Annotated in this window: 16 protein-coding genes; 3 read left to right on the forward strand and 13 right to left on the reverse strand. The window is 63.1% G+C overall.

Annotated elements, in window-relative coordinates; translation table 11 throughout:
• Positions 1–153: 153 nt before the first annotated feature.
• From murJ to VMH22_05445, 3 genes are all read left to right on the forward strand, one after another.
• On the forward strand, positions 154–1,767 hold the full coding sequence (gene murJ / locus VMH22_05435) for a murein biosynthesis integral membrane protein MurJ (protein ID HTW91133.1): 1,614 nt from the start codon (positions 154–156) through the stop codon (positions 1,765–1,767).
• A gap of 219 nt (positions 1,768–1,986) precedes the next feature.
• Entirely contained in the window at positions 1,987–2,946 is a 960-nt protein-coding gene (locus VMH22_05440; protein HTW91134.1) for a PAC2 family protein, read from the forward strand.
• A 678-nt stretch (positions 2,947–3,624) separates the two neighbouring features.
• A complete protein-coding gene (locus VMH22_05445; GenBank protein HTW91135.1) occupies positions 3,625–4,065 on the forward strand; it encodes a hypothetical protein in 441 nt (146 codons plus the stop codon).
• A 162-nt stretch (positions 4,066–4,227) separates the two neighbouring features.
• On the opposite strand, the gene VMH22_05450 is transcribed toward VMH22_05445, so the two are convergent.
• From VMH22_05450 to VMH22_05510, 13 genes are all read right to left on the reverse strand, one after another.
• Positions 4,228–4,992 (reverse strand): SDR family oxidoreductase, encoded by a 765-nt coding sequence (locus VMH22_05450; protein ID HTW91136.1) that lies wholly within the window; start codon positions 4,990–4,992, stop codon positions 4,228–4,230.
• Positions 4,993–5,005: 13 nt separating this feature from the next.
• Positions 5,006–5,641 carry a hemerythrin domain-containing protein gene (locus VMH22_05455; GenBank protein ID HTW91137.1) on the reverse strand — a complete coding sequence of 212 codons (636 nt, stop codon included), beginning with the start codon at positions 5,639–5,641 and terminating at the stop codon, positions 5,006–5,008.
• A gap of 146 nt (positions 5,642–5,787) precedes the next feature.
• Entirely contained in the window at positions 5,788–6,306 is a 519-nt protein-coding gene (locus tag VMH22_05460) for a TadE family protein (GenBank protein HTW91138.1), read from the reverse strand.
• A gap of 406 nt (positions 6,307–6,712) precedes the next feature.
• Complete coding sequence (locus VMH22_05465; GenBank protein HTW91139.1) at positions 6,713–7,309, reverse strand: universal stress protein; 597 nt, start codon at positions 7,307–7,309, stop codon at positions 6,713–6,715.
• 203 nt (positions 7,310–7,512) lie between these two features.
• A complete protein-coding gene (locus tag VMH22_05470; protein HTW91140.1) occupies positions 7,513–7,941 on the reverse strand; it encodes a hypothetical protein in 429 nt (142 codons plus the stop codon).
• Positions 7,942–8,041: 100 nt separating this feature from the next.
• Positions 8,042–8,899 carry a thiamine pyrophosphate-dependent enzyme gene (locus tag VMH22_05475; GenBank protein HTW91141.1) on the reverse strand — a complete coding sequence of 286 codons (858 nt, stop codon included), beginning with the start codon at positions 8,897–8,899 and terminating at the stop codon, positions 8,042–8,044.
• Positions 8,896–10,587: a 2-oxoacid:acceptor oxidoreductase subunit alpha gene (locus VMH22_05480; protein HTW91142.1), complete on the reverse strand. Its 1,692-nt coding sequence runs from the start codon at positions 10,585–10,587 to the stop codon at positions 8,896–8,898. Before VMH22_05480 ends, VMH22_05475 begins: the two co-directional genes overlap by 4 nt.
• Before the next feature lie 457 nt (positions 10,588–11,044).
• Entirely contained in the window at positions 11,045–11,836 is a 792-nt protein-coding gene (locus tag VMH22_05485) for a family 1 encapsulin nanocompartment shell protein (GenBank protein HTW91143.1), read from the reverse strand.
• On the reverse strand, positions 11,836–12,204 hold the full coding sequence (locus VMH22_05490; protein HTW91144.1) for a Rubrerythrin: 369 nt from the start codon (positions 12,202–12,204) through the stop codon (positions 11,836–11,838). The genes VMH22_05485 and VMH22_05490 overlap by 1 nt, the downstream gene beginning before the upstream one ends.
• Before the next feature lie 9 nt (positions 12,205–12,213).
• Entirely contained in the window at positions 12,214–12,609 is a 396-nt protein-coding gene (locus tag VMH22_05495; protein ID HTW91145.1) for a class II SORL domain-containing protein, read from the reverse strand.
• A 489-nt stretch (positions 12,610–13,098) separates the two neighbouring features.
• Complete coding sequence (locus VMH22_05500; protein ID HTW91146.1) at positions 13,099–14,580, reverse strand: sigma-54 dependent transcriptional regulator; 1,482 nt, start codon at positions 14,578–14,580, stop codon at positions 13,099–13,101.
• Entirely contained in the window at positions 14,558–15,022 is a 465-nt protein-coding gene (locus VMH22_05505) for a response regulator (protein ID HTW91147.1), read from the reverse strand. The genes VMH22_05500 and VMH22_05505 overlap by 23 nt, the downstream gene beginning before the upstream one ends.
• A 9-nt stretch (positions 15,023–15,031) precedes the next feature.
• Positions 15,032–19,450, reverse strand: coding sequence for a PAS domain S-box protein (locus tag VMH22_05510; protein HTW91148.1), 4,419 nt, complete (start codon positions 19,448–19,450; stop codon positions 15,032–15,034).
• Positions 19,451–19,717: the final 267 nt, after the last annotated feature.

Genomic DNA, 19,717 nt, shown 5'->3' on the forward strand with positions numbered 1-19,717 from the left:
TAAGGACAAAGCAAGTAGAAAAGGGACATGGACAAGTCGGACTTGGTACTTTCCACTTTGGTCTCACTTTGCTTTGTCCTTACAACTTTGTCCTTGGGCGTCGCCTGCCTGCTCTGCTTTACTTAAGGCGTGCCTCGCCTATCATTCTCCCCGATGCACGAAGCCCCGGCAGGCGACGCCCGCACCGATGCCCATTTCACCCGCCGCGTCGGGGCGTTCAGCGTCGGGACACTGCTCTCGCGGATTCTCGGCGTCGTGCGCGAGTCGGTGTTCGCTTACCTGTTCGGCGCGGGTTTTGCGACCGATGCCTTCAACGTGGCGTTCCGCATACCCAACATGCTGCGCGACCTGTTTGCCGAGAGCGCACTCTCCGCCGCGTTCGTGCCGACCTTTGTCCGGAGCCTGCACGAAGGAGACCGGCGCAGGTCGTGGGCCTTTGCCTCAAACATGTTCAACACGGTCGCGCTCATCACCGGCGCGCTGTCGGTTCTCGGCATCATCTTCGCGCCCGCGGTCGTGAAGGTCATCGCGCTCGGCTTCTCGCACGACCCGGCCAAGATGCACCTGACGATGGTCCTCACCCGCGTCATGTTCCCTTTCCTCCTGTTCATTGCCATCGCCGCATGGGCCATGGGAATCCTCAATGCCTGCGGCACGTTCTTCATGCCGGCGGCCGCGCCCGCCGCCTTCAACGTCTTTTCGGCCCTGATTCCGCTTGCCGCCTATGGCTTCCTGAAGGCCCGCGGCATCGAGCCGATCCTGGGCATGGCCTGGGGCGTAACCATCGGTGCAGTGGCCCAGTACTTCATCCAGGTGCCGAGCCTGCGGCGTCACGGTTACCGCTGGACCCCGGTAATGGACGTCCGCTCCCCGGAACTGCGCCAGGTCTTTCGGCGCTGGGTGCCGATGGTCCTCGGTTTTGCCACCTGGCAGATCAACTTCATGGTCAACACGTTCCTGCTGGCTTTCCTGCCCCAGGGCTCGGTCACCTGGGTGAACTATGCCTACCGGATTCAACATCTGCCTGCCGGGCTCTTCGGGACCGCGGTCGAATCCGTATCCGTCGCGGAGTTCTCGCACCAGATGGCGCGCGCCGACGTGCCCCGGCTCAAGAGCCGCTTCCGTCACTCGATGGCGCTGATCTCGGTACTGACCCTGCCGGCCGCGATTCTCCTGATAGCGCTGGCGGTTCCGGTAACGCGCCTCATTTACCAGCACGGCCGGTTCACCCCGCACGACACGACTCTGACCGCGCAGGCGCTGGCGCTCTACTGCCTGGGCATCTGGGCGGCCGGAGCTACCAACATCGTCGCCGCCGGCTTCTACTCGACCGGCGACACACGGACGCCCGCCTTCACCGGAATGAGCGTTGTTGCCGCCAACATCGCCATCAACCTCGTCCTGATGCGGTACCTCGGATTCCGCTCCTTTCCGCTCGCCGCCTCCTTCACCCAGCTCGTCAACTTCATCATCCTCTATGCCATACTCCGCCGGCGCACGGGCGGACTTGAGGGACGCTATATCGCCGGGATAACCGTCCGCACGCTGGCCGCGGCTCTGCTCGCCGGCGCAGTCACCTTCGGCTGCGCCCGTGGCATCGGACACTACCTTCCGACACGACGCATCCTCTATCAGGTGGTACAGGTCCTCGTCTCCGGCGGTGTCGGCGTACTGGTTTACTACGGCCTCGCACTCCTGTTCCGCGTGCACGAAGTCAAACAAGCGGCAAAGGACTTCCTTGGACCCTTGTTGCGGCGCGGGCGATAACATGCGATGCAGCAGCAGGCAATGACCAAGCGCCAAACCTCAATGACCAATCAAGTCCGAAGCTCCAACAACCCAAAAGTGAGTCCGCCCGGTCTTGGGCATTGTCCGCGCTCGTCATTGACTAGTCAATGGGATTTGGGGACTGACGCTTCCGACTCAGGTGTCGGCTCGGTCGCGGCCGGGAACTGGTACGGCGGAATGCACGTCTAAGAATTTGACATGTCTGTAAATCTGCTCGGAAACGACGAAGCTCGGGCCCCGGTTTTAATCGCCGGCTGGCCGGGAATGGGTCAGGTCGGGCTCGGCGCGTGCGACTACCTGCGCCAGAAGCTGAATGCTCAACTCTTCGCTCAGATAGACGTCGGCTCCTATCACCTGCCCGACGCGCTTACCGTTGAGGACGGAATCGGCAGAATGCCGGACCCACCCAAGCAGGACCTCTACTACTGCAAGGAGCCGCCCCTGTTCATCTTCGAAGGCGACGCCCAGTTGAACGGGCAGCCCGGATTCAGGTTGGCCGCGGAGTTGCTGGACTGCGTCCGCCGGCACGGCACCGAGACCGTGTACACCGGAGCTGCCTACGCAATGGCGGTCAGTTTCCGCCAGCGCCCCGATATCTTCGCCGCGGCCACCGACGAGCAGCTCAAAGTACAACTCGCCGCGCTCGAGGTCAAGCCGCTCAAGGAAGGCAGCATCTCCGGCCTGAACGGACTCCTGCTGGGTCTGGCTGCGCAGCGCGGCATGCCTGCTGCCTGCCTGCTCGCGACCATGCCCCACTACGCCATCGAAGCGCCGAATCCCAAGGCCTCACGTGCCCTCATCCAGGTCTTCCAGCGCATCCTCAACACCAGCGTGGACATGACCGACATCGACGAAGCTGTGCGCCAGTCCGACCAGATGTTCAAAGACTTCGAGGGCAAGGTCAACGAGGCGATTCAGCAACTCAAAGAGAACCTGTCCGAACATGCCGAAGCTCACGAGGGCGAAGGCCCAGAGCCCGAGGAACGACCCGAGCCGCACGACCTCATGCAGCGGGTCGAGCAGCTCTTTGAAGAAGTCCAGCGCGACCGGGCCAAGGCGACCATCCTCAAACAGGAACTCGACCGCTGGGGCATCTTCCACCTCTACGAAGACCGGTTCCTCGACCTCTTCGAGAAACAACACCGCCCCGGCCTGTAGCCCCGCCCCCGCTGGTCCGCCATCACTCCGCGACTGGAGTCCTCAAGCTCTCGACTACTTGCTCCCATCTGCCTGATCTGCTGTTCCTGCTGTCGGCTGCGTAGTCTTGCTGACACCTCCTCCATCGGCAACTGCTGACAGCTAACGGACAGAGCTACTCTGCAGACAATTCTCCGAGCAAACCGGAGAGCAACGGCCGGAGCTCACTTGGGAGCAACCCGGACAGGAACCCTCGGACTTGCTCGTACCGTAACGCTCCGACCAAACCGGAGAGGAACCGGCAGAGCAACGGATAGACCAACCGGGGAAGCTAGCCGGAGAGGAACCGGTGAAGCAACCCGGCGAATTCCGGTGGAGGTTCATCCGAGAATTGCGGTGGAGATAACCTCCCTGTCTACTGTCTACTGAATCCTGTCTACTATCTGCGGGGTAATCCCCCGGGTGGGGGGGCGATTCAAGAGCTACAGGCCCAACGCCTGAAGCCGCAAGCAGATAACCTCAACGGCCCGCTCGCGGCGAATGATACGAATTAGTCTCATCGACGCCGAGGTCGGTTACCGCCCGCTGATGGCTATCGGCCGAAGGCTGTTAGCGGTCAGCGGCCAAACCGCGCCCGGAATAGAACAAGCTGGACATCGGCAAATGAATTTAAGCAAAGACTCGTCTAAAGGAGTACTCATGAAGCGAAGTCTTATCGCTGCAGTAGCAGTCCTGCTGCTACTCTCCGGCATGACCTATGCGTTCCAGCCGAGGCCGCATCGACGGCCACGGATCATCTCCGGTCCGGTGCTTGGTCGGTTCGGCTATCACCGTGAGCCGCGCTGGACGGGACAATACGTGGAGAATTGCCTCCCGCCTGAGTTTGTGCCCTGCCGCGGCTGGATCCCGCCCGGCGACATAGGATATCAGTATTACGGCTGGGGCTGGCGCTTTGGCTGGGGATACGGTCGATACGGCGGCTGGAGCGGGAAGCATGAGCATCGCGGCTGGACCCGAACCGCGATGAACACCGTCGAGACGCGGGCGGTGGTCACGATGGTCACGGCAATGGCGGTGGCCGCGGCCGCTGACAGCCTGCATCGGGCTCGGTCTATCCAGGCGGGTGCCACACCCGCCTGATTTGTTGCCCCTGCTTTCCGCACTCATACTTCCAGCCCTGCCCACACTAACTAGCACGAGCCGGGTCCGGGACGCATCGAGTCGCACGGCGACGACATCGAAATAGCTGACACGGCGCACCCGCCGGTCTTCGGGCCCGGTGCGGAAGCGCCTGGTCAGCGCCTACTGCGCGTCGTACCCGCCGTCCACCAGCAGGCACTCGCCGGTGATGAACGACGCGGCGTCCGAGCAGAGCCAGACAACCGCCTCGGCCACTTCTTCCGGACGCCCAAGCCGCTTCATCGGGTGCAGGTCGACGACGGCTTTGTAGGCATCGCTGCCCGGGACCAGCCCGGCGTTCTCGATCATCGGCGTTGCAGTGAACCCGGGGCAGACCGAGTTCACGCGGATGTTGCGGGTCGCGTACTCGAGGGCCGCCGTCTTGGTGAGACCGTTGACGCCGTGCTTGGCCGCGGTGTAGGCGGGCGCTCCCACGAAACCCACAGTGCCGAGGATCGACGAGACGTTGACGATGGCCCCGCCCTGCCTGAGCATCAGGGGAATCTCATGCTTCATGCACAGCCAGACGCCGGTGAGATTGACGTCCAGCACGCGCCGCCAGGATTCTTCCGGGTAGTCTGCGGTCTGGGCCTGCGCTCCGCCGATCCCGGCGTTGTTGCAGGCATAGTCAAGCCGCCCGAACTCACTCAGCGTTTGCTCTACGAGCGACCTTATGACCATGGGCTCAGCGACATCGGTCTTGACGAACACGGCGTCTCCCCCGCGCGCCTTGATGGCGCTCACGGTCTGAGCACCTCCGGCCGCCGACACGTCGGACACGACCACCTTTGCCCCGAGCTCCGCGAACTTCAGGGCGCAGCTCGCGCCGATCCCGGAACCGGCGCCGGTGACTATTGCCACCTTGTTGTCAAAAGGCCTGGTATTCATGTCGTCTCCTTGTCTACACCAACGAAGGGATCCGCCTGGTCAGTTCCGCCCAGTCGTCGCCGATTGCCTTCCGGACAAGTTGCGCGACCCCGGCGAAGACCGGCGGCGGCATCAACATCTGGAAGTTCCTCATCACGTTTTCCCGATCGGTGACATCCAACAGGGGAAAGAGCCATGCGACCGCCTCGGGATAGCGATCCTGCGGCACCGACTTGGAAAGCGTACCGGCCATGTCGGCCAGGTCGGACGCGGTCAGGCGCTCTCGTATCAGCGGGTACAGTTGTGCATCCTCTTTGCGCAGGTGAATGTCGAGGTGGAACTTGAACGTGGCGGTCGCGCGCGCGGTGGCCAATGGGTCGCCGGCCGTCACCGCCTCGCTCAGCATGTCGGACAGCGTATCCAGACCGCGGTGATCGACTGTGTAGGGCTCGGCGAGCCGCGGCGCAATCCGTTCAAGCGCCGGGAAGACGACCAGTTCCTCGCCGCGGGCATGCCACGCCAGCACCTCATTGAAGAAGCGGAAGCGTTCGAGGTTCGGCTTCTCACCCTGGCCTCCGCGTGCGAGGTCCAACGCCGCCGCGTCGATCTTCTTTATGTCCGCTCGGAACGCGTTGTGGAACGCGAGAACTGAATCAAGTGGTCCGGTCATGTTGGCTCCTTCCAGCGTTTAGCTGCGTTTTCCCGGGCATACGGCCCTGCTGTCCAGACATCGGCAGCGTGGCTGACCGTCTGCCGGGGACTTTCGGTCTTGAGTCATCGCACCTTCTATGCGCTCGACTTCGCATTCCTGCCCGGCTAATGCCGTCGCCGGGCCAGTATTTTCGACGCCCAACTACACTGCGGTGCATTGATGTCAAGATAGTCGGCCCGCATTTTCTCCAGCAGAGCTACTGCCTCGTCCCGCTTGCCCTGTTTAAGCAGCACGAAGGCGTCAGCCGAGTCAGCACTGAACTGCCGGGCCAGTTCGCCTTCGGCTGATGCAACCAGACGCTGCACGCCATCCCTGTTCGTACCTGCCAGCCGAGCCAGGGCCTTCTTCCAGAAGTCGATGGCCAGACCGAAATTGCCGGGAAGACGCTTGTCATAGACCGCTGCCGCGCGGGCCGCGCAGAAGGCAGCGTAGTTGGCCAACTGCTTGGCGTTGTACATCATTGACAACTCCATAACCACCAGCAGGAAGAACAAGAGCACCGGGAAGACAATCACGGTTTCGAGCAGAGTCTGACCCTCTGTGTCCCGCAGCAGGCGTCGCAGTCGCGCCCTGCCCCGCCCGCGGTTGTCTCCGGCAGTTGTCCGCACTGGAAAATCGAACATGCTGAAGCAAATGCACTGTGCGTGCCGTGCCGATTGGGCCCATGCATTACGCGCTGTCTCAGGCAGGCGGCGCGCCGGGATGTCACCACATCAGTTACTTGTGGGTAGTCAGTAACGTACCGAGTTACGGCACGACCCGGCACCTCAGTCGGCAGGGAGACTTTGGATTGCAGCCGGTTTGTGCTGTCGGTGCGGGCCGTGCCAGCTTCCGACCTGCATGGTTTAGCAAAGCCAAGCAGAAGAGTCCGTGCTACGAATCGGCGCGTCCGAAAAGGTCATCAACGGCACGCTGCGGCCCGTGAACCAGACCAGCGAAAGGAGATCGGCTACAGCGCGCCACGGCCTATGCGGAATCGAACGCCAACCCGGACGTACGACCATCCCGGTTCTTCTGGGGCCGCTCAGTCTAGTGCAGAGTGAGAACCGGGCACTCGGCATGGCGTACGACCTTTTCCGCCACCGAGCCGAAGAAGACGTGGGAAAGGCCGGAGCGACCGTGCGTGGGCAGGACGATCAAGTCGGACTTCTCCTCTTTCGCCATGCGGACGATCTCGGTCGCCGGGTCGCCAGTCACCACCCGCACTCGCGCCTTTGTATCATGACTGAGCCGCTCTTCGCGCAACTGCTCTAGCGAGGTTTGGTAATGCTCACGCAGTTGTTCTTCGTAAGCGACAACGTCGAAGGGAGGAATCAGCGCGCCATCAATCGGTGGCTGGGGGACCGGCGTGGGTGGAACAACATGAACGAGCAGCAGCTCGGCGCAGAAAAGGCCTGCAAGCTCCTCAGCCGTCCTCAATGCGCGGCATGCGGCCTCAGTCGGACCGTGCCCATGGACGCAGTCCGGCTGCGCGCCGGTCGGCGCCGACGTGCTGACCGGAGTCTGGTCAACCGGACAGAGGATGCGTTTGAGCGGCAGCCAGGTTGTTTCTGTTTGCATCGTCTTAGGCTCTTTGCCACCAGGCATTTCGACCTCCGGGTGATTGCTAATCCGATCAGGTTTCATAGGCGCTCCTTATGTTTAGGACACGACGGTCAAGACGCTGTCTTCGCACTCCGCATGCCACGACAAGACTCCCACGACCGCCCCGCGCTCGCCAGATCAGCAGTAGCTGGCTGCCCGTGCGACAGGAATCGCATGCTGTGTCACCGGGATCAGTCTAACTCTGGACACTGGAGGTACCTGTCCCTCACTCCTGGCCTGTCCCTTCACTTGCCCGGCGGTCTCGTAGTATCGGGTTGAGGCGGAAGCGTGTCGTAAGACAGCGCCTGACAGGAGGCCTGAACGCTGCCGTACAGGAGCAGGCACTCACGATAGGCCTGGCCCACGCCATACTGGTCGTGAGCGTCGCGCCATATCCGCAGACCGGCCGTGAGCGCTTTGAGCTGCTCCTCCATTTGTCCGATTCTAAGACGGACGGCCACCCCGGCCGGCACTCCGCGCCATGCCAGCACGGCCTCGATCGAATCGAGACGCGCTTGCAGTACCTTGACGCGCTGCTCGTAGACTGCGACGCTGTCACGACTGGTGTTGACCGACAGCGTTATAACGTCCCTGGGCTTCTGCAGAATCAAGGCCGCACCAATGGCGGCGCCCACCACAATCAAAGCTATTATGGCCCACGTCAGTCCCTTCACTCCGACCTCCTCAGATCTACGGTCGCGGCCTCGCTACGTAAAGCGCCTTCTCTCACCGATGCTGCTTGCTGAGCAGCGACCCGGCTTCGGGCTAATCGAGTCATGGCATCGCGGGGCCGCGCGTGTCAAAGGCGCAGGCGATACGTTCAAGGCGCTGCGCGCGACCCAGCCGGTCCCTTGCCGGGTTATGTTCACCCATGAGTTCCCGGTGGAAGACCGGTTTCTCGGTCTCGTAGATAACGCCGAGCGGCAACCGGTCGCGCCTTGCGGCGGCAGCCATCGCCGCGACAAGGTCCTTCGGGTCGTGCGTCGCCGGCTCTGTCTCGGCGTTGTACTTCTTGTACGCGTCGTTGAACGTAACACAGGGTTGCAGCACGTCGATGAACGCGAACCCACGGTGCTCTATGGCCCGTGCCATCAGGTCAGCGAGTTGCTCGACCTTGCCCGAGTACCCGCGAGCGACAAAGGTCGCGCCGGCCACGAGCATCAGGGTCAGCGGGTCAATCGGGTCTTCGACCGAGCCTGCGGGCGTGGACGGGCCTTTGAACCCGCGCCGGCTCGTCGGCGTGTATTGCCCGGTCGTGAGTCCGTAGACGCCGTTGTCATGAACGATCATCGTCATGTCCGCGTTGCGCTTGGCCGCGAACAGGAGATGAGCGATACCCTCGCCGAACGAGTCGCCGTCGCCGCCGAACGCAACCACGAAGAGGTCCGTGTTCGCGAGCTTCATGCCCTGCACCGCGGCGATTTCCCGACCGTGGATGGAGTAGAGCCCGGACAAGGCAAGGTAGTCGAATATCTTGCCGTGGCAGCCGATGCCGGCCGAGATGAAGAACCGGCTTCGGTCCACTCCCTCCGACTCGAGCCGGGCCACCGCGCGCTTGAAGGCGTTCAGGATACCGAAGTTGCCGCAGCCGGGGCACCATGTATTCTCGGCCATGGTGGCGAGTGGTATCAATGGGCCTCCATCAGCTCGGCGGCGAGCTCTTCAGGCGCGAACGGACGCCCGTCGTAGCGCTTGATTACCCGCGACGCCGTGATACCCGCCTTCTCCTTCAGCAGCGCGGCAAAGAGCCCGGTCGAGCTCTGCTCGACCACGGTCACCTCCTGCCCCGCGTACCGGGAAAGCTCCCACGCCGGAAATGGCTCAAGGTAGACAGGCTGCACCACGGTCGCCCCGATTCCGCCGCAGCGTAAGGCCTCAAGCACGCTCAGGGTCGTGGAACCGTAGGTCATGATGACCGGCCCCCGGTCGCCAAAGGTGTTCACCGTACGCAGGGTCCGGACATGGTCCGAAAGGCTCTCGCCCTTGCGGCGGCGCTTGTCCGACATCCGGGTGGAGATACCTGCGTCCTCGGTCGTGAACCCGTCTTCATCGTGCTCATAGCTGTTCCACTTGATGAGCTCGGCCCAGGGCGGGAAAGCGAGAGGTGAGACCCCGGTCGGCGCGTCAAGGTAGCGATGGTACGGGCCGGGCGCTGCGGCGACCTGCTCGGCCCAGGCCGCCTTGCCCGTGTCCAGTTCGACCGTGACGTGGCATTCGGATAGATGCTTCTCAGTCAGGAGTATCGTCGGGGTCTGGAACTCCCAGGCAAGGCTCATCAGTTCCGCCGCGAGCAGATATGCCTCTTCGACGCTGCCCGGCGAGGCTACCACGCGCGGGAATTCGCCGTGTCCCTGGTTAAGCGCGAAGTTCAAGTCTCCCTGTGAAGTGTAAGTGGGCAGGCCGGTCGAAGGTCCGGGCCGCGAGGACAGCAGGCATAGCAGCGGTACTTCGGCCATCCCGGCGAGCGATAACGCCTCCTGCATCAGCGCGAACCCGCCCCCGCTCGATGCCACCATCGCGCGGGCGCCGGCCGTGGCCGCACCGATTGCCATGTTCATCACCGCGATTTCGTTCTCGGGATGGACGGCTACGATTCCGAACTCCCTGGCCTTGCCGGCCAGGAAGGTGAGAATGGACGACGCCGGGGTCATCGGGTAGGCGAAGAAGATGTCGAGCCCGGCCGCAACCGCGCCCAGCGCAATTGCCTCGTTGCCGGAAAGCAGCGGCCGTTCCTTGTCCCCGCCTTCCAATTTGAACCGGCCGGCGAGCACCGGCAGAGCTGCGTTGAAGATGGTTCGCGCGTAGGCGGTGTTCTCCTCCGTGCCGCGACGGTACTCCTGCCCGATGAGCTTCGTCAACTCATCTTCCGACATCCCGATGGCGGCGGCCAGTACCGCGGCTACGCCGACGCCGGTGATGAGGTCGGGCTCCGAGTACTGCCTGGCCGTGGAAGAAAAAGGCAGGCTCACGAAAGCGGGAAGCCCGGAGTTCGACGTTCGGCGGTCGGCGTTCGACGTTGCATTGGCCTTGTCGTCGAGAACCATCACTCCGCGTTCACTCAGGTGTCCCTGGTGCGTATCGACTGAGCGCTGGTCGAGGCAGACAACGAGGTCGGCCTTCATGTAGTTGCTGGTAAGCGGACCGGCCGCGGTCGAGACCGCGCAGAAGTTATGCCCGCCGCGGATCAGGCTCGGGTATTCATCCATCTGGAAGACGCTCCTGCCCATCCGGGCAAAGAGCCGGGCCGCAACCGAACCGGCCTTCCGGATGCCATAGCCGGCCTTGCCGCCGGCAATCAGCGTGAAGACGTCACCTGCCATGTCTGGTCCGCGGGTTCGAGTACCGGGGCCAATGACGAAGCCCGAAGCACGAGTCCCGATTGAAGCTCGATTGAAGGAAATCGGCCAATTCGGGCTTCGGGTTCTGCCCGCCTTCAATCGTCATTCTGACTTCTGGTTTCGAGCCTTGCTTCTATCTTGCCTCGGGACCGGGATTGGACCAAACCACGAAGCCTTCCAGAGGCGCGTGAAGGCGCGAGTCTGCACCGAACCCTCGGTCATGTCCGTCCGCTCCGTGGCCGTGTGCGGAAATCCGAGCTGCTCTTCTCCCAGGCGTGCGAACGGAGCAGACAGCCTGGCCCGGCTGGATATCAACAACGTGTGATTCATGAACACCTCAATTGCACCCAACGTGCCAATAGGAAGAACGCCTGATTGAAGCTCTCCTTCCCTCATCGGGACATGACCCCACGGCAGGTGGTGGTTCGCAGGGCCGGAATCATTCTTCCAAAGCACAGACCGCCTTGGGTTCGCGGAGGAGCAACGCGATGCTCTCCGAAACCGACAGTTGCACATCCGGGCCGACGCGGCCGACGTAGCCGACGCTCAAGTCCTGGCCGATGACGATAGTCGAGAACTGCGCACCGGTGGCGAGCAGTATCCCGCCCGTCTTCAGGGCCGGGCTCTTGAACACTCCGCCGCCGACAATCTTCTCGATATGCGCGAGCTCGGTGCCGTTGCCGTCCGGGTAAAGCCGGTACAGCAGGTTGTAGCGGGCGGGTTCGAGCGCGAGTGCGTAGGGCCCGTGGAACCCGGCGGCATCGAGCAGGTTGACCGCGTCAACCACATCCGTCGCCGCCTTGCTCAAAGGCCGCCACGAAGTGAGCTTGTGATGGACGATTCCCGGGGCGGCAGTAAGCCCGGGCGCGTTCTTCGTGCCGGTGAAGATGAGTTCCTCCTCCGCCCTTGCACATTCGATCGCCGCGCGAACCGCGGGCCCGGCGTCAAGCATGAGCGGCTCCCGCTCATATACGGCGATGTCACGCAGACTCAGACCAAAGGTCCGGAAGATGTAGTGCAATGGCAGCAGCCGAGCGACCGCATGTCCATCTGGCGAATGCTCGTCGGACAAAGGCACTGCCTGGACACCAAGTCCGTGCGGCCCCTCAATCGAAATGAACCGGCGGGCCGAGAGCTGGCTCATTGCCGCCCCGACCGCCGCGCGCTCCAGCACCTCCCAGGTTTGGTTGCCGATGCCGGAACTTCCGCGGTTCTCAAGATCGCTGCCCATCAGCCCTCCTTCTTCTCCATCAACGAACCCACCGTCTCTCGCGTCCCCGCGTCTCCGCGTCTCCGTGTCACTGCGTCTTTCCTCATCTGCTCCACTTCCTGCGCCCCGGCGTCGGTGAGCTGCTGCTCGTTGCCGGCCAGAATATGTATCAGACGCATGAACTCGCCGATGTGCTTGCGCTCCTCATCGGCGATGTCGCGCAGCACTGCCTCGGCCAGCGGGTCGTCACAGGCATCGGCATGGGCCAGGTAAAGATGCACAGCCTCATGCTCGGCCGCCAGGTCGAGCCGCAGGGCCCGGACCAGTTCCTCCCTGCCGAGCTTGCGGTCCGGCACCCGGCCGGGGAAAGGGTTCAGGAACTCCGGCATTGCGCCTCCCTAAGATAGTTCCAGCTCTTTACTGTTTTCCCAAAGACCATGAATGTTGCAGAAAGCCAGCGCGTGCAGTGTGCCCGGCTTCTTTGTCTTCAGCGCCGTGGTCACGGTGTGGCTGGTGTAGGCAGGCCCCTGGTTCGGGCCTTCCACCGACTCACCGTGGGCCGCGAACTCAAAATGGCCGATATGGACCGGGAACTTTGCGCCCTCGGGGTGAAAATATAGCGATATCCAGCGGATGTGGTGCTCGGTCGTGTTCGGATGTGCGATCTCCTTACCAAGGCTGACCTTGACAGCGAATTCGGCATCAGGCGCCACGCTGTCCGGGCACTCGATCGCGGGGACGTGCTTTTCTTTCTTCCAATCCGCCCGTTGAATGTGACTGCTCAACTCCGCCATACATACCTCCCTAAGTCTGATTTGCAGCCTGCCGCGATTGCGGCGCCGACAACTGGTCCGTGCAGAGGTCGGGACGATGCTCAACTACTGCACTGACGTGTTCGACTTCTTGTGGATTACGCTACTGCAGGATACATGCCGGGCAGAGAGAACGCGCGGCGGCCCGGTCTTTGAGGCTCGGACGCCTGAGTCAATGGACGGACTGTAATACCGACGCGGGGACGGAGGCTCTGCTTCTGTAACGGGAGGCGTTACACCTGCCGGGCAAGGGCGGCAGTTTCGACCGGGCTTAGTTCAAGCGGTCGAAGAAATCGGGGGCGGAAAACCCTCACCATCGGCGGGCTACCTCGCCGAGACAACGCACGCGCGACGAGTGACTCGGCGCTGGATGGAACCCTCTTCCCGGGTTCTCGTTCGGACTTGTCGATCCGGACTTACTCATTCACTCGTGCGGTTCTGTATTCTGGTCTCTGGTTTCTGAGTTCTGAATTATCCGGGCTGTTCCTTCGTCTTCGGTCTTGTGATACCGTGCTTGCGCAACAACCGGTAGATGTGCATGCGGCTGTAGCCGGCCAGCTTGGCCGCTTTGGTGGCGTTCCATTTCGCCTTCTCCATGTAATCCAGAAGCATCCGCTTCTCCACGTCGCCGCAGACTTCGGCCTCAATCGACGCCCGCACGTGCCGCAACTGGCCGGCGGGCTCGTGCCCGACGGGCGGGACGTTGCCCTTGAACTCCTCGGGCAGATCCTGCAGCCGGATGGTGCTTCCTTCCGACACGACGACCGCGCGCTTGATGACGTGTTCGAGCTGGCGGATATTGCCTGGCCAGTCGTGGGCAACCAGGTGCCGGGCGACTTCCGGGTCGACGCCGGTGAGGGCCCGTCCGTACTCGGTGTTGAACTTCCGGATGAAGTAGGCCGCGAGTTCGCGGATGTCGTCGGCCCGGCCGCGCAGCGGCGGCAGGACCAGTTCCACCGCGTTGAGCCGGTAGTAGAGATCCTTGCGGAATGCGCCGGACGTGATCCGATGGTGCAGGTCCTGGTTTGTCGCCGCGACCACGCGGACGTCCACCTTGACCGACGAATGGCCGCCGACCCGCTCCACCAGGCTGTCCTGCAGCACCCGAAGCAGCTTTGCCTGCAGTTGCGGGCTCATGTCTCCGACTTCGTCGAGGAACAGGGTCCCGCCGTCCGCCGCCTCGAACTTGCCCTTGCGTTCGGTCACGCCGGTGGCGATTCCCTTGTGGATGCCGAAGAGCTCGGCTTCGAGCAGGGTTTCCGGCACGGCGGCGCAGTTGACGACGATGAACGGCAGCGCGCTCCGCCGGCCGGAATGGTGCAGCGCCCGCGCCACCAGCTCTTTGCCGGTGCCGCTCTCGCCCCGTATCAGAACCGGCACATTGGTGTCCGCGACCTTCCTGACTACGCCGAGGTTTGCGAGCATCTGGGGGTTGCAGCTTATCATTCCGTCGTAAACCAGGCCCGGCAAGGTTCTTTCGCGAGTGGCGGAAATGACGAGCTCGGTCATCTCCCGTCCGCGCTCCCTGATGTCGGCGGTCGTCCGCTCGGCGCGCTTGCGTTCGACCGCATACCTGATGCGGCGGGCGAGCGTCTCTCCGTCAACCGTGCCCTTGACCAGGAAGTCCTGCGCTCCCGCGGCCACGGCCTGGATCCCGGTCTCCCAGTCGGACGAACCGGTGAGCACGACGACCGGAATCCACGGCGCCGCGGCGTGCAACGTGTAGAACGTATCCAGCCCGGCGCTGTCCGGCAAACCGAGGTCCAGGAGTACAATTTCATGCCCACCGCCGGCAAGCTGCGTCAGCCCGTCGGAAAGCCGGCTGGCGTGCGAAATCTCGCATCGCGACGTAGCGGTCGAGTCGAGCATCTCCCGGACCAAGTCGACATCGCCCGGGTTGTCTTCAACCAGCAGCAGGCGAACCGGCGGCTCAGGCACCGGACACCCCGCCATTAGGAGGCAGCCGGACAACCGACAGCCAGAACTCATCAATGGAACGGATGACCTTGACGAACTGGTCGAGGTCCACCGGCTTGGTGATGTAGCAGTTCGCCTGCAGGCGGTAGGACCGGACGATGTCGGTTTCCGACTTCGAACTGGTCAGGATGACGACCGGTATTGATGATAGCCGCGGGTCGGCCTTGACCTCGCTCAGCACCTCGCGGCCGTCCTTCTTGGGCAGGTTCAGGTCAAGCAGGATGAGGTCGGGCGTGGGCTTGTCGGCATACTCACCCTCGCGGTGCATGAACGCCATCGCCGCCTCTCCGTCCTTTACCCAATGGATGCGGTTCTTGACCTTGGACTGCTCCAGGAAGTCGAGCATCAACTCGGCGTCGCCCGCGCTGTCTTCGACCATCAATATCTCAATCGGCGTCACGTCTGATTTTGGTGCCATCATTGCTCCTTAGTTCTTGGTTCCTGGTTCCTTGTTCCTTGTTCCCGGTTCTTCAGGCCTAACCTCAACCTTAGCCTCGGCCTCGTCCCTCTTGGGCAGCGTGAAGATAAAGGCAGAGCCCTTGCCCGGCTCGGACTCCACGCGAATGCTCCCCCCGTGCCTTTCGACGATCTTCTTGCAGACTGCGAGCCCGATGCCGGTACCGGAATACTCCTCTTGCGTGTGCAGCCGCTGGAACAGACGGAAGATGCGGTCACCTTGCTTCGGGTCAATGCCGATGCCGTTGTCCCGGACCTCGAACTGCCACTTGTTACCGGCATCGTGACAGGAAACCGACACCTTCGGCGGCTGCTTGCTCCGAAACTTGATGGCGTTATCCATGAGATTCTGGAAGAGCTGGACGAGCTGGGTCTCGTCGCCGGATACCGTGGGCAGGCGGCTGACCGTGATGGCCGCACCTGACTGCTCGATGGCTATCGTCAGATTCTCCCGGGCCTGCGCGACCACCCGGTCAAGGATGACGGGCGCCAGCGGCGCGGCCCGGGTCCCCACCCGTGAGAATGCCAGAAGGTCATTCACCAGTTGGTGCATCCGGACAGCCCCGCCCGAGGCGAAAGCGATATACTTATCAGCCTTCTCGTCGAGCTGCCCTTTGTAGCGTTGCCCGAGTAGTTGCACATAGCTCGCCACCATCCGCAGCGGCTCCTGCAGGTCGTGAGAAGCGACATAGGCAAACTGCTCCAGTTCCTCGTTGGATCGCTTCAATTCGGCCGTCCGTTCCGCAACCCTGACCTCCAGGGTGTCGTAGGCCTTCCGCAGCGCTTCCTCGGCTCGCTTTCGGGCGGTGACGTCCCGGGCAGCGGCAAACACGCCGGTGACAACGCCCGCAGCGTCCCGGTACACGCTCGCGTTGTAGAGCACGTCGGTCAGATGACCGTCGCGGTGACGGATGGTCAATGGATAGTCGGTGACTAGTCCCTCGGCAAAGACCCGCCGGTAACCCTGACCGGCCTTCTCGGGTTCGGTGAAGTACTCGCAGAAGTCCGTGCCGACGAGCTCGACGCGGGTGGCGCCCGTAGCCTTGACCGTGGCCTCGTTCACGTCGGTAATCCGGCCTTCCGCGTTGATGGTCACCAACGGGTCGAGCGACGACTCAATCAGGCTGCGGGCGTACTGCGAGGCAGCGGTCAGGCGCTGCTCGGCCCGCTTTCGCTCCTCGATCTCGTCCGTGAGCTCAGCCGTCCGCTCCTTGACCTTGACCTCGAGCGTCTCCTTCGCCTCGCGCAGTTCCGCTTCGGCCCGCTTCCGCTCGGTGATGTCGCGGTCAACCGACACGTAGCCTGTGGTCAGGCCCTGCTCGTCACGCAGGACGATGACGTGGGCCTCCACCGAAAGCTGCCGGCCATCGCGCGTCGTCCGCAGTGACTCCACCTCAGCATGCCCATCGGCGGCGATGCGCTCGACCATCTGCTCGCGGGTAGCGCCGACGTAAACCGGATGAAAGAGATCGGTGCTGGCCCTGCCCAGGGCCTCGGCTTCGCTGTAGCCGTACATTACCTCGGCCGACCGGTTCCAGAACATAACGTGGTAATCCGTGTCATAGCCGATAATCGCATCGTTGGCGCTGGCCAGCATCAGCGCCTGTTCGGTCAGTCTCCGTTCCGCCTGCTTCCGCTCGGTGATATCGGTGAAGACGGTGGCGAAGGCATCCTTGCCCGGCGAGAATACGGAGATGTGGAAGCACTTGGCCATCGGCGCGAACTCGGTCTCGAACTCGGCCGGCTCGGAGGTTGCCGCCACTTTCGCGTAGATATCGATGTATGGCGGGCTGCCGGTGCCATAAAGCTCGGATGCGAGCCGGCCGACCGCCTTGTCGCGGCCGATGCCGGTGATCGCCTCGAACGACGGGTTGACGTCGAGGATGCGGTAGTCGGTCGCCTTGCCCGACTCGTCGTAGACCATCCGGTGCAGCGCCATGCCCTCTGACATTGCGGAGTACAGCTTGCGGAGTCGCTCTTCGTTCTCCCGCAACGTCTTCTCGCTGAGGACGTGCTCCATCGCCATCGAGACAAGGTCCGAGACCGCCTTCATCATCGCCCGGTCTTCGTCCGAGAAGACGGGGCGGGTGGTCGCACCGAAGGAGAGAGTGCCGATGACCTTCCCCTTCGACAGCAGCGGATGGCAGCAATAGGCGTCGGCTCCGAGCGACTTGACGAGCGTCGCGCGCGGGTCGGGAACGGACTGGATGTGGTCGACCGCTATCGGCGCGCCGCTCTCGGCGACCGCGCCGCAGACCGCCTGGCCGAAATCGAGCCACTCGAGGAGCTTGACTTTCGTCGGCGGCACACCGGCACAGGCGTTCAACCGCAGCCGGTGCGACGGCTCATCAACGAGGAAATTGACGAAGACCTGGCAATCCAGATGCTCCATCACTCGCCGGCACAACTGCTCGACCAATTCATGGGGTCGGCTCGTTGCCAGCAGCGCGGCTGCAGTGTCGGCAAGAATCGCCTGCCGCTCGCGGCTGCGGCGCAGCGCTTCCTCGGCCACCTTGCGCTCGGTGATGTCGCGGTTCGACCCTCGGGTGCCGAGGAACCGGCCGTCTGAGCCGTAGATCGGCTGGCATACGTGCCCAATCCAGCGGACGCTGCCGTCGCGGTGAATGATGCGGTGGTCCAGCAGGCCGGGCTCGTCCCGCTCGGCGCTCCGGACGTGGTCTACGAGCATCTGCCGGTCTTCCGGATGCGCTATTCTGAACCGGAGCTCGGGGTCGGCGAGGAACTCCGCCGGCTTGTACCCGGTAATCCGCTCGCAGGACGGCGAGACGTAGACGTACTTGCCGTCGGGGTCGAGCCAGAACTCGAAGTCGTAGGTGTTGTCCGCGACGATGCGGAACTTGCCTTCGGAATCGCGCAAAGCCTGCTCGGCCCGTTTGCTCTCGGTGATGTCACGACTGAAACTCACGACTGCTGTCACCCGCCCCTCAGCATCCGTGACCGGGTAGAAGCTGTGCCGAAACTGCATTCCGGCCCGCTCGTCCTCGAACTCCACCGGCCGGGCTGCCTCGACCACCTCCTGTAGCCGGGCCCGGCGCAACCTGGCCAACTCCGGCGACAGAATCTCCTCCATTGACTTGCCGACGACCTCCGGGCTGGCCTTGCCGAAGCGCGTAAGGGCCATGGCGTTGGCCTGAAGCACGACCCCCTCAGCGCTGAAAAGCCAGATGGACTCCCTGGTGGCATCCAGTATCCCCCGCATGGTCGCTTCGTTCCGGCGCAGCGCCTCCTCGGCCTTCACCTGCTCGGTGATGTCGGATGCGACCTCGCCCGCGGCCACGATTGCGCCCTGCCCATCCCGAATCAGCGTCTGCCGCGCGCTGTACGTGCGCCGGTAGCGGCCAAGGTCTCCGAACTCCATCCGGTACGTTCCCCGAACGTCGCCCGTCAGTGTCCGGCCCCAGTTCTCGATGGCTGCTCGCTGCAGCTCCGGCATGTGAGCGAAGACGTCTCTCATGCTCGCGCCGACCGCAAGGCCCATGCCGCCGAGACGCTCTATCTCCTCCCGGTACGCCTGATTGAAGAAGAGGTAACGGAAGTCGGTATCTACTGCCGCGACGATAACCTCGGTGCCGGTGGTCACTGCTTCAAGCAGGCTGGTGGTGCGCCGCAGCCGCTCCTCGCTTTCCCGAATCGCGAGCTCGGCCCCCCGGCGGTGCGCGTCGGTCCGGTTGGCCGCCCGGGCCGCGAGCCAGACAAGCACTACAAAGACGACAGTATAGGTGGCCGCAACCAGCGCCACCCCCACCTCGGAACTGAACAGCCCGCTTCTCTCGCCCTGCAGCCTCAGCCAGCCGATGACCACCGGTGCAGCCATAAGCGCGGGAAGCAACCTTCGGGCCATGAACGCTCCAACCCCGTCACCGGTAAGCGCCGCCATCAGCCAGGTATCCGTTCGGGACGCGAAGACCGCCAGACAGAGGAAACAGAAGGCAATACCCGTGTTCAGCGCCATGGGCGTGCCCAGCACGGCGCTCATGGACTGAACCCCGAGGAGGTAGCTGAGCGGGGCTACATAACTGACGATTGCAGCCGGGAACGCAAGCATGTGAGCGACGTGAGCGGACCGACGGCTACCGAAGGCCAGTAGAATGAGGGCGAACCCAACCAGGGTGAAAATGACCGCAGTCATCAGAGCCATCCTCGTCTGCGAGGCGAGGAACAGATTCAGTAATGAGGAATCGATCACGACCGACGGCTGGCCCACGACCAGTTGGCTCACGTAGTCCACGATTGTAGCGAGGCCGACCACGACCACCATTCCGCCCAAGAGCATCGCGCCGATGTTCCGGCGACGGCCTGCGGACCCCAGATAGATGAGCGTCAGCGCGCCCGCGCTGAAGAGGAAGCAGACCATCGTGATGGGCTTCATCTCGACCCAAGAGGACGCAACGCTGGTGAGCAATGTCATGTGCAACGGGCCGCCCACCAGCCGCAGGACGCTGATTGCGGAGACGACGGCAATTGAGAGCCAGCCGACTGAACGGGCAGAATTCAGCCTGGCTCGACCGGGGCCGGACTTGCGAGGAAGAATAGTGGTCAAGTGGTCCAGTGGTTTAGTGATCCAGTGGCGGATGAAGAGTGGGCGACATAGTCGTCAAGTGGCCCAGTGGTCGAGAGAACGTGGTTCACGGGTTCA

It is taken from the genome of bacterium (assembly GCA_035505375.1).
Taxonomy (GTDB): Bacteria; Hydrothermota; Tepidihabitantia; order Tepidihabitantales; family Tepidihabitantaceae; genus UBA2258.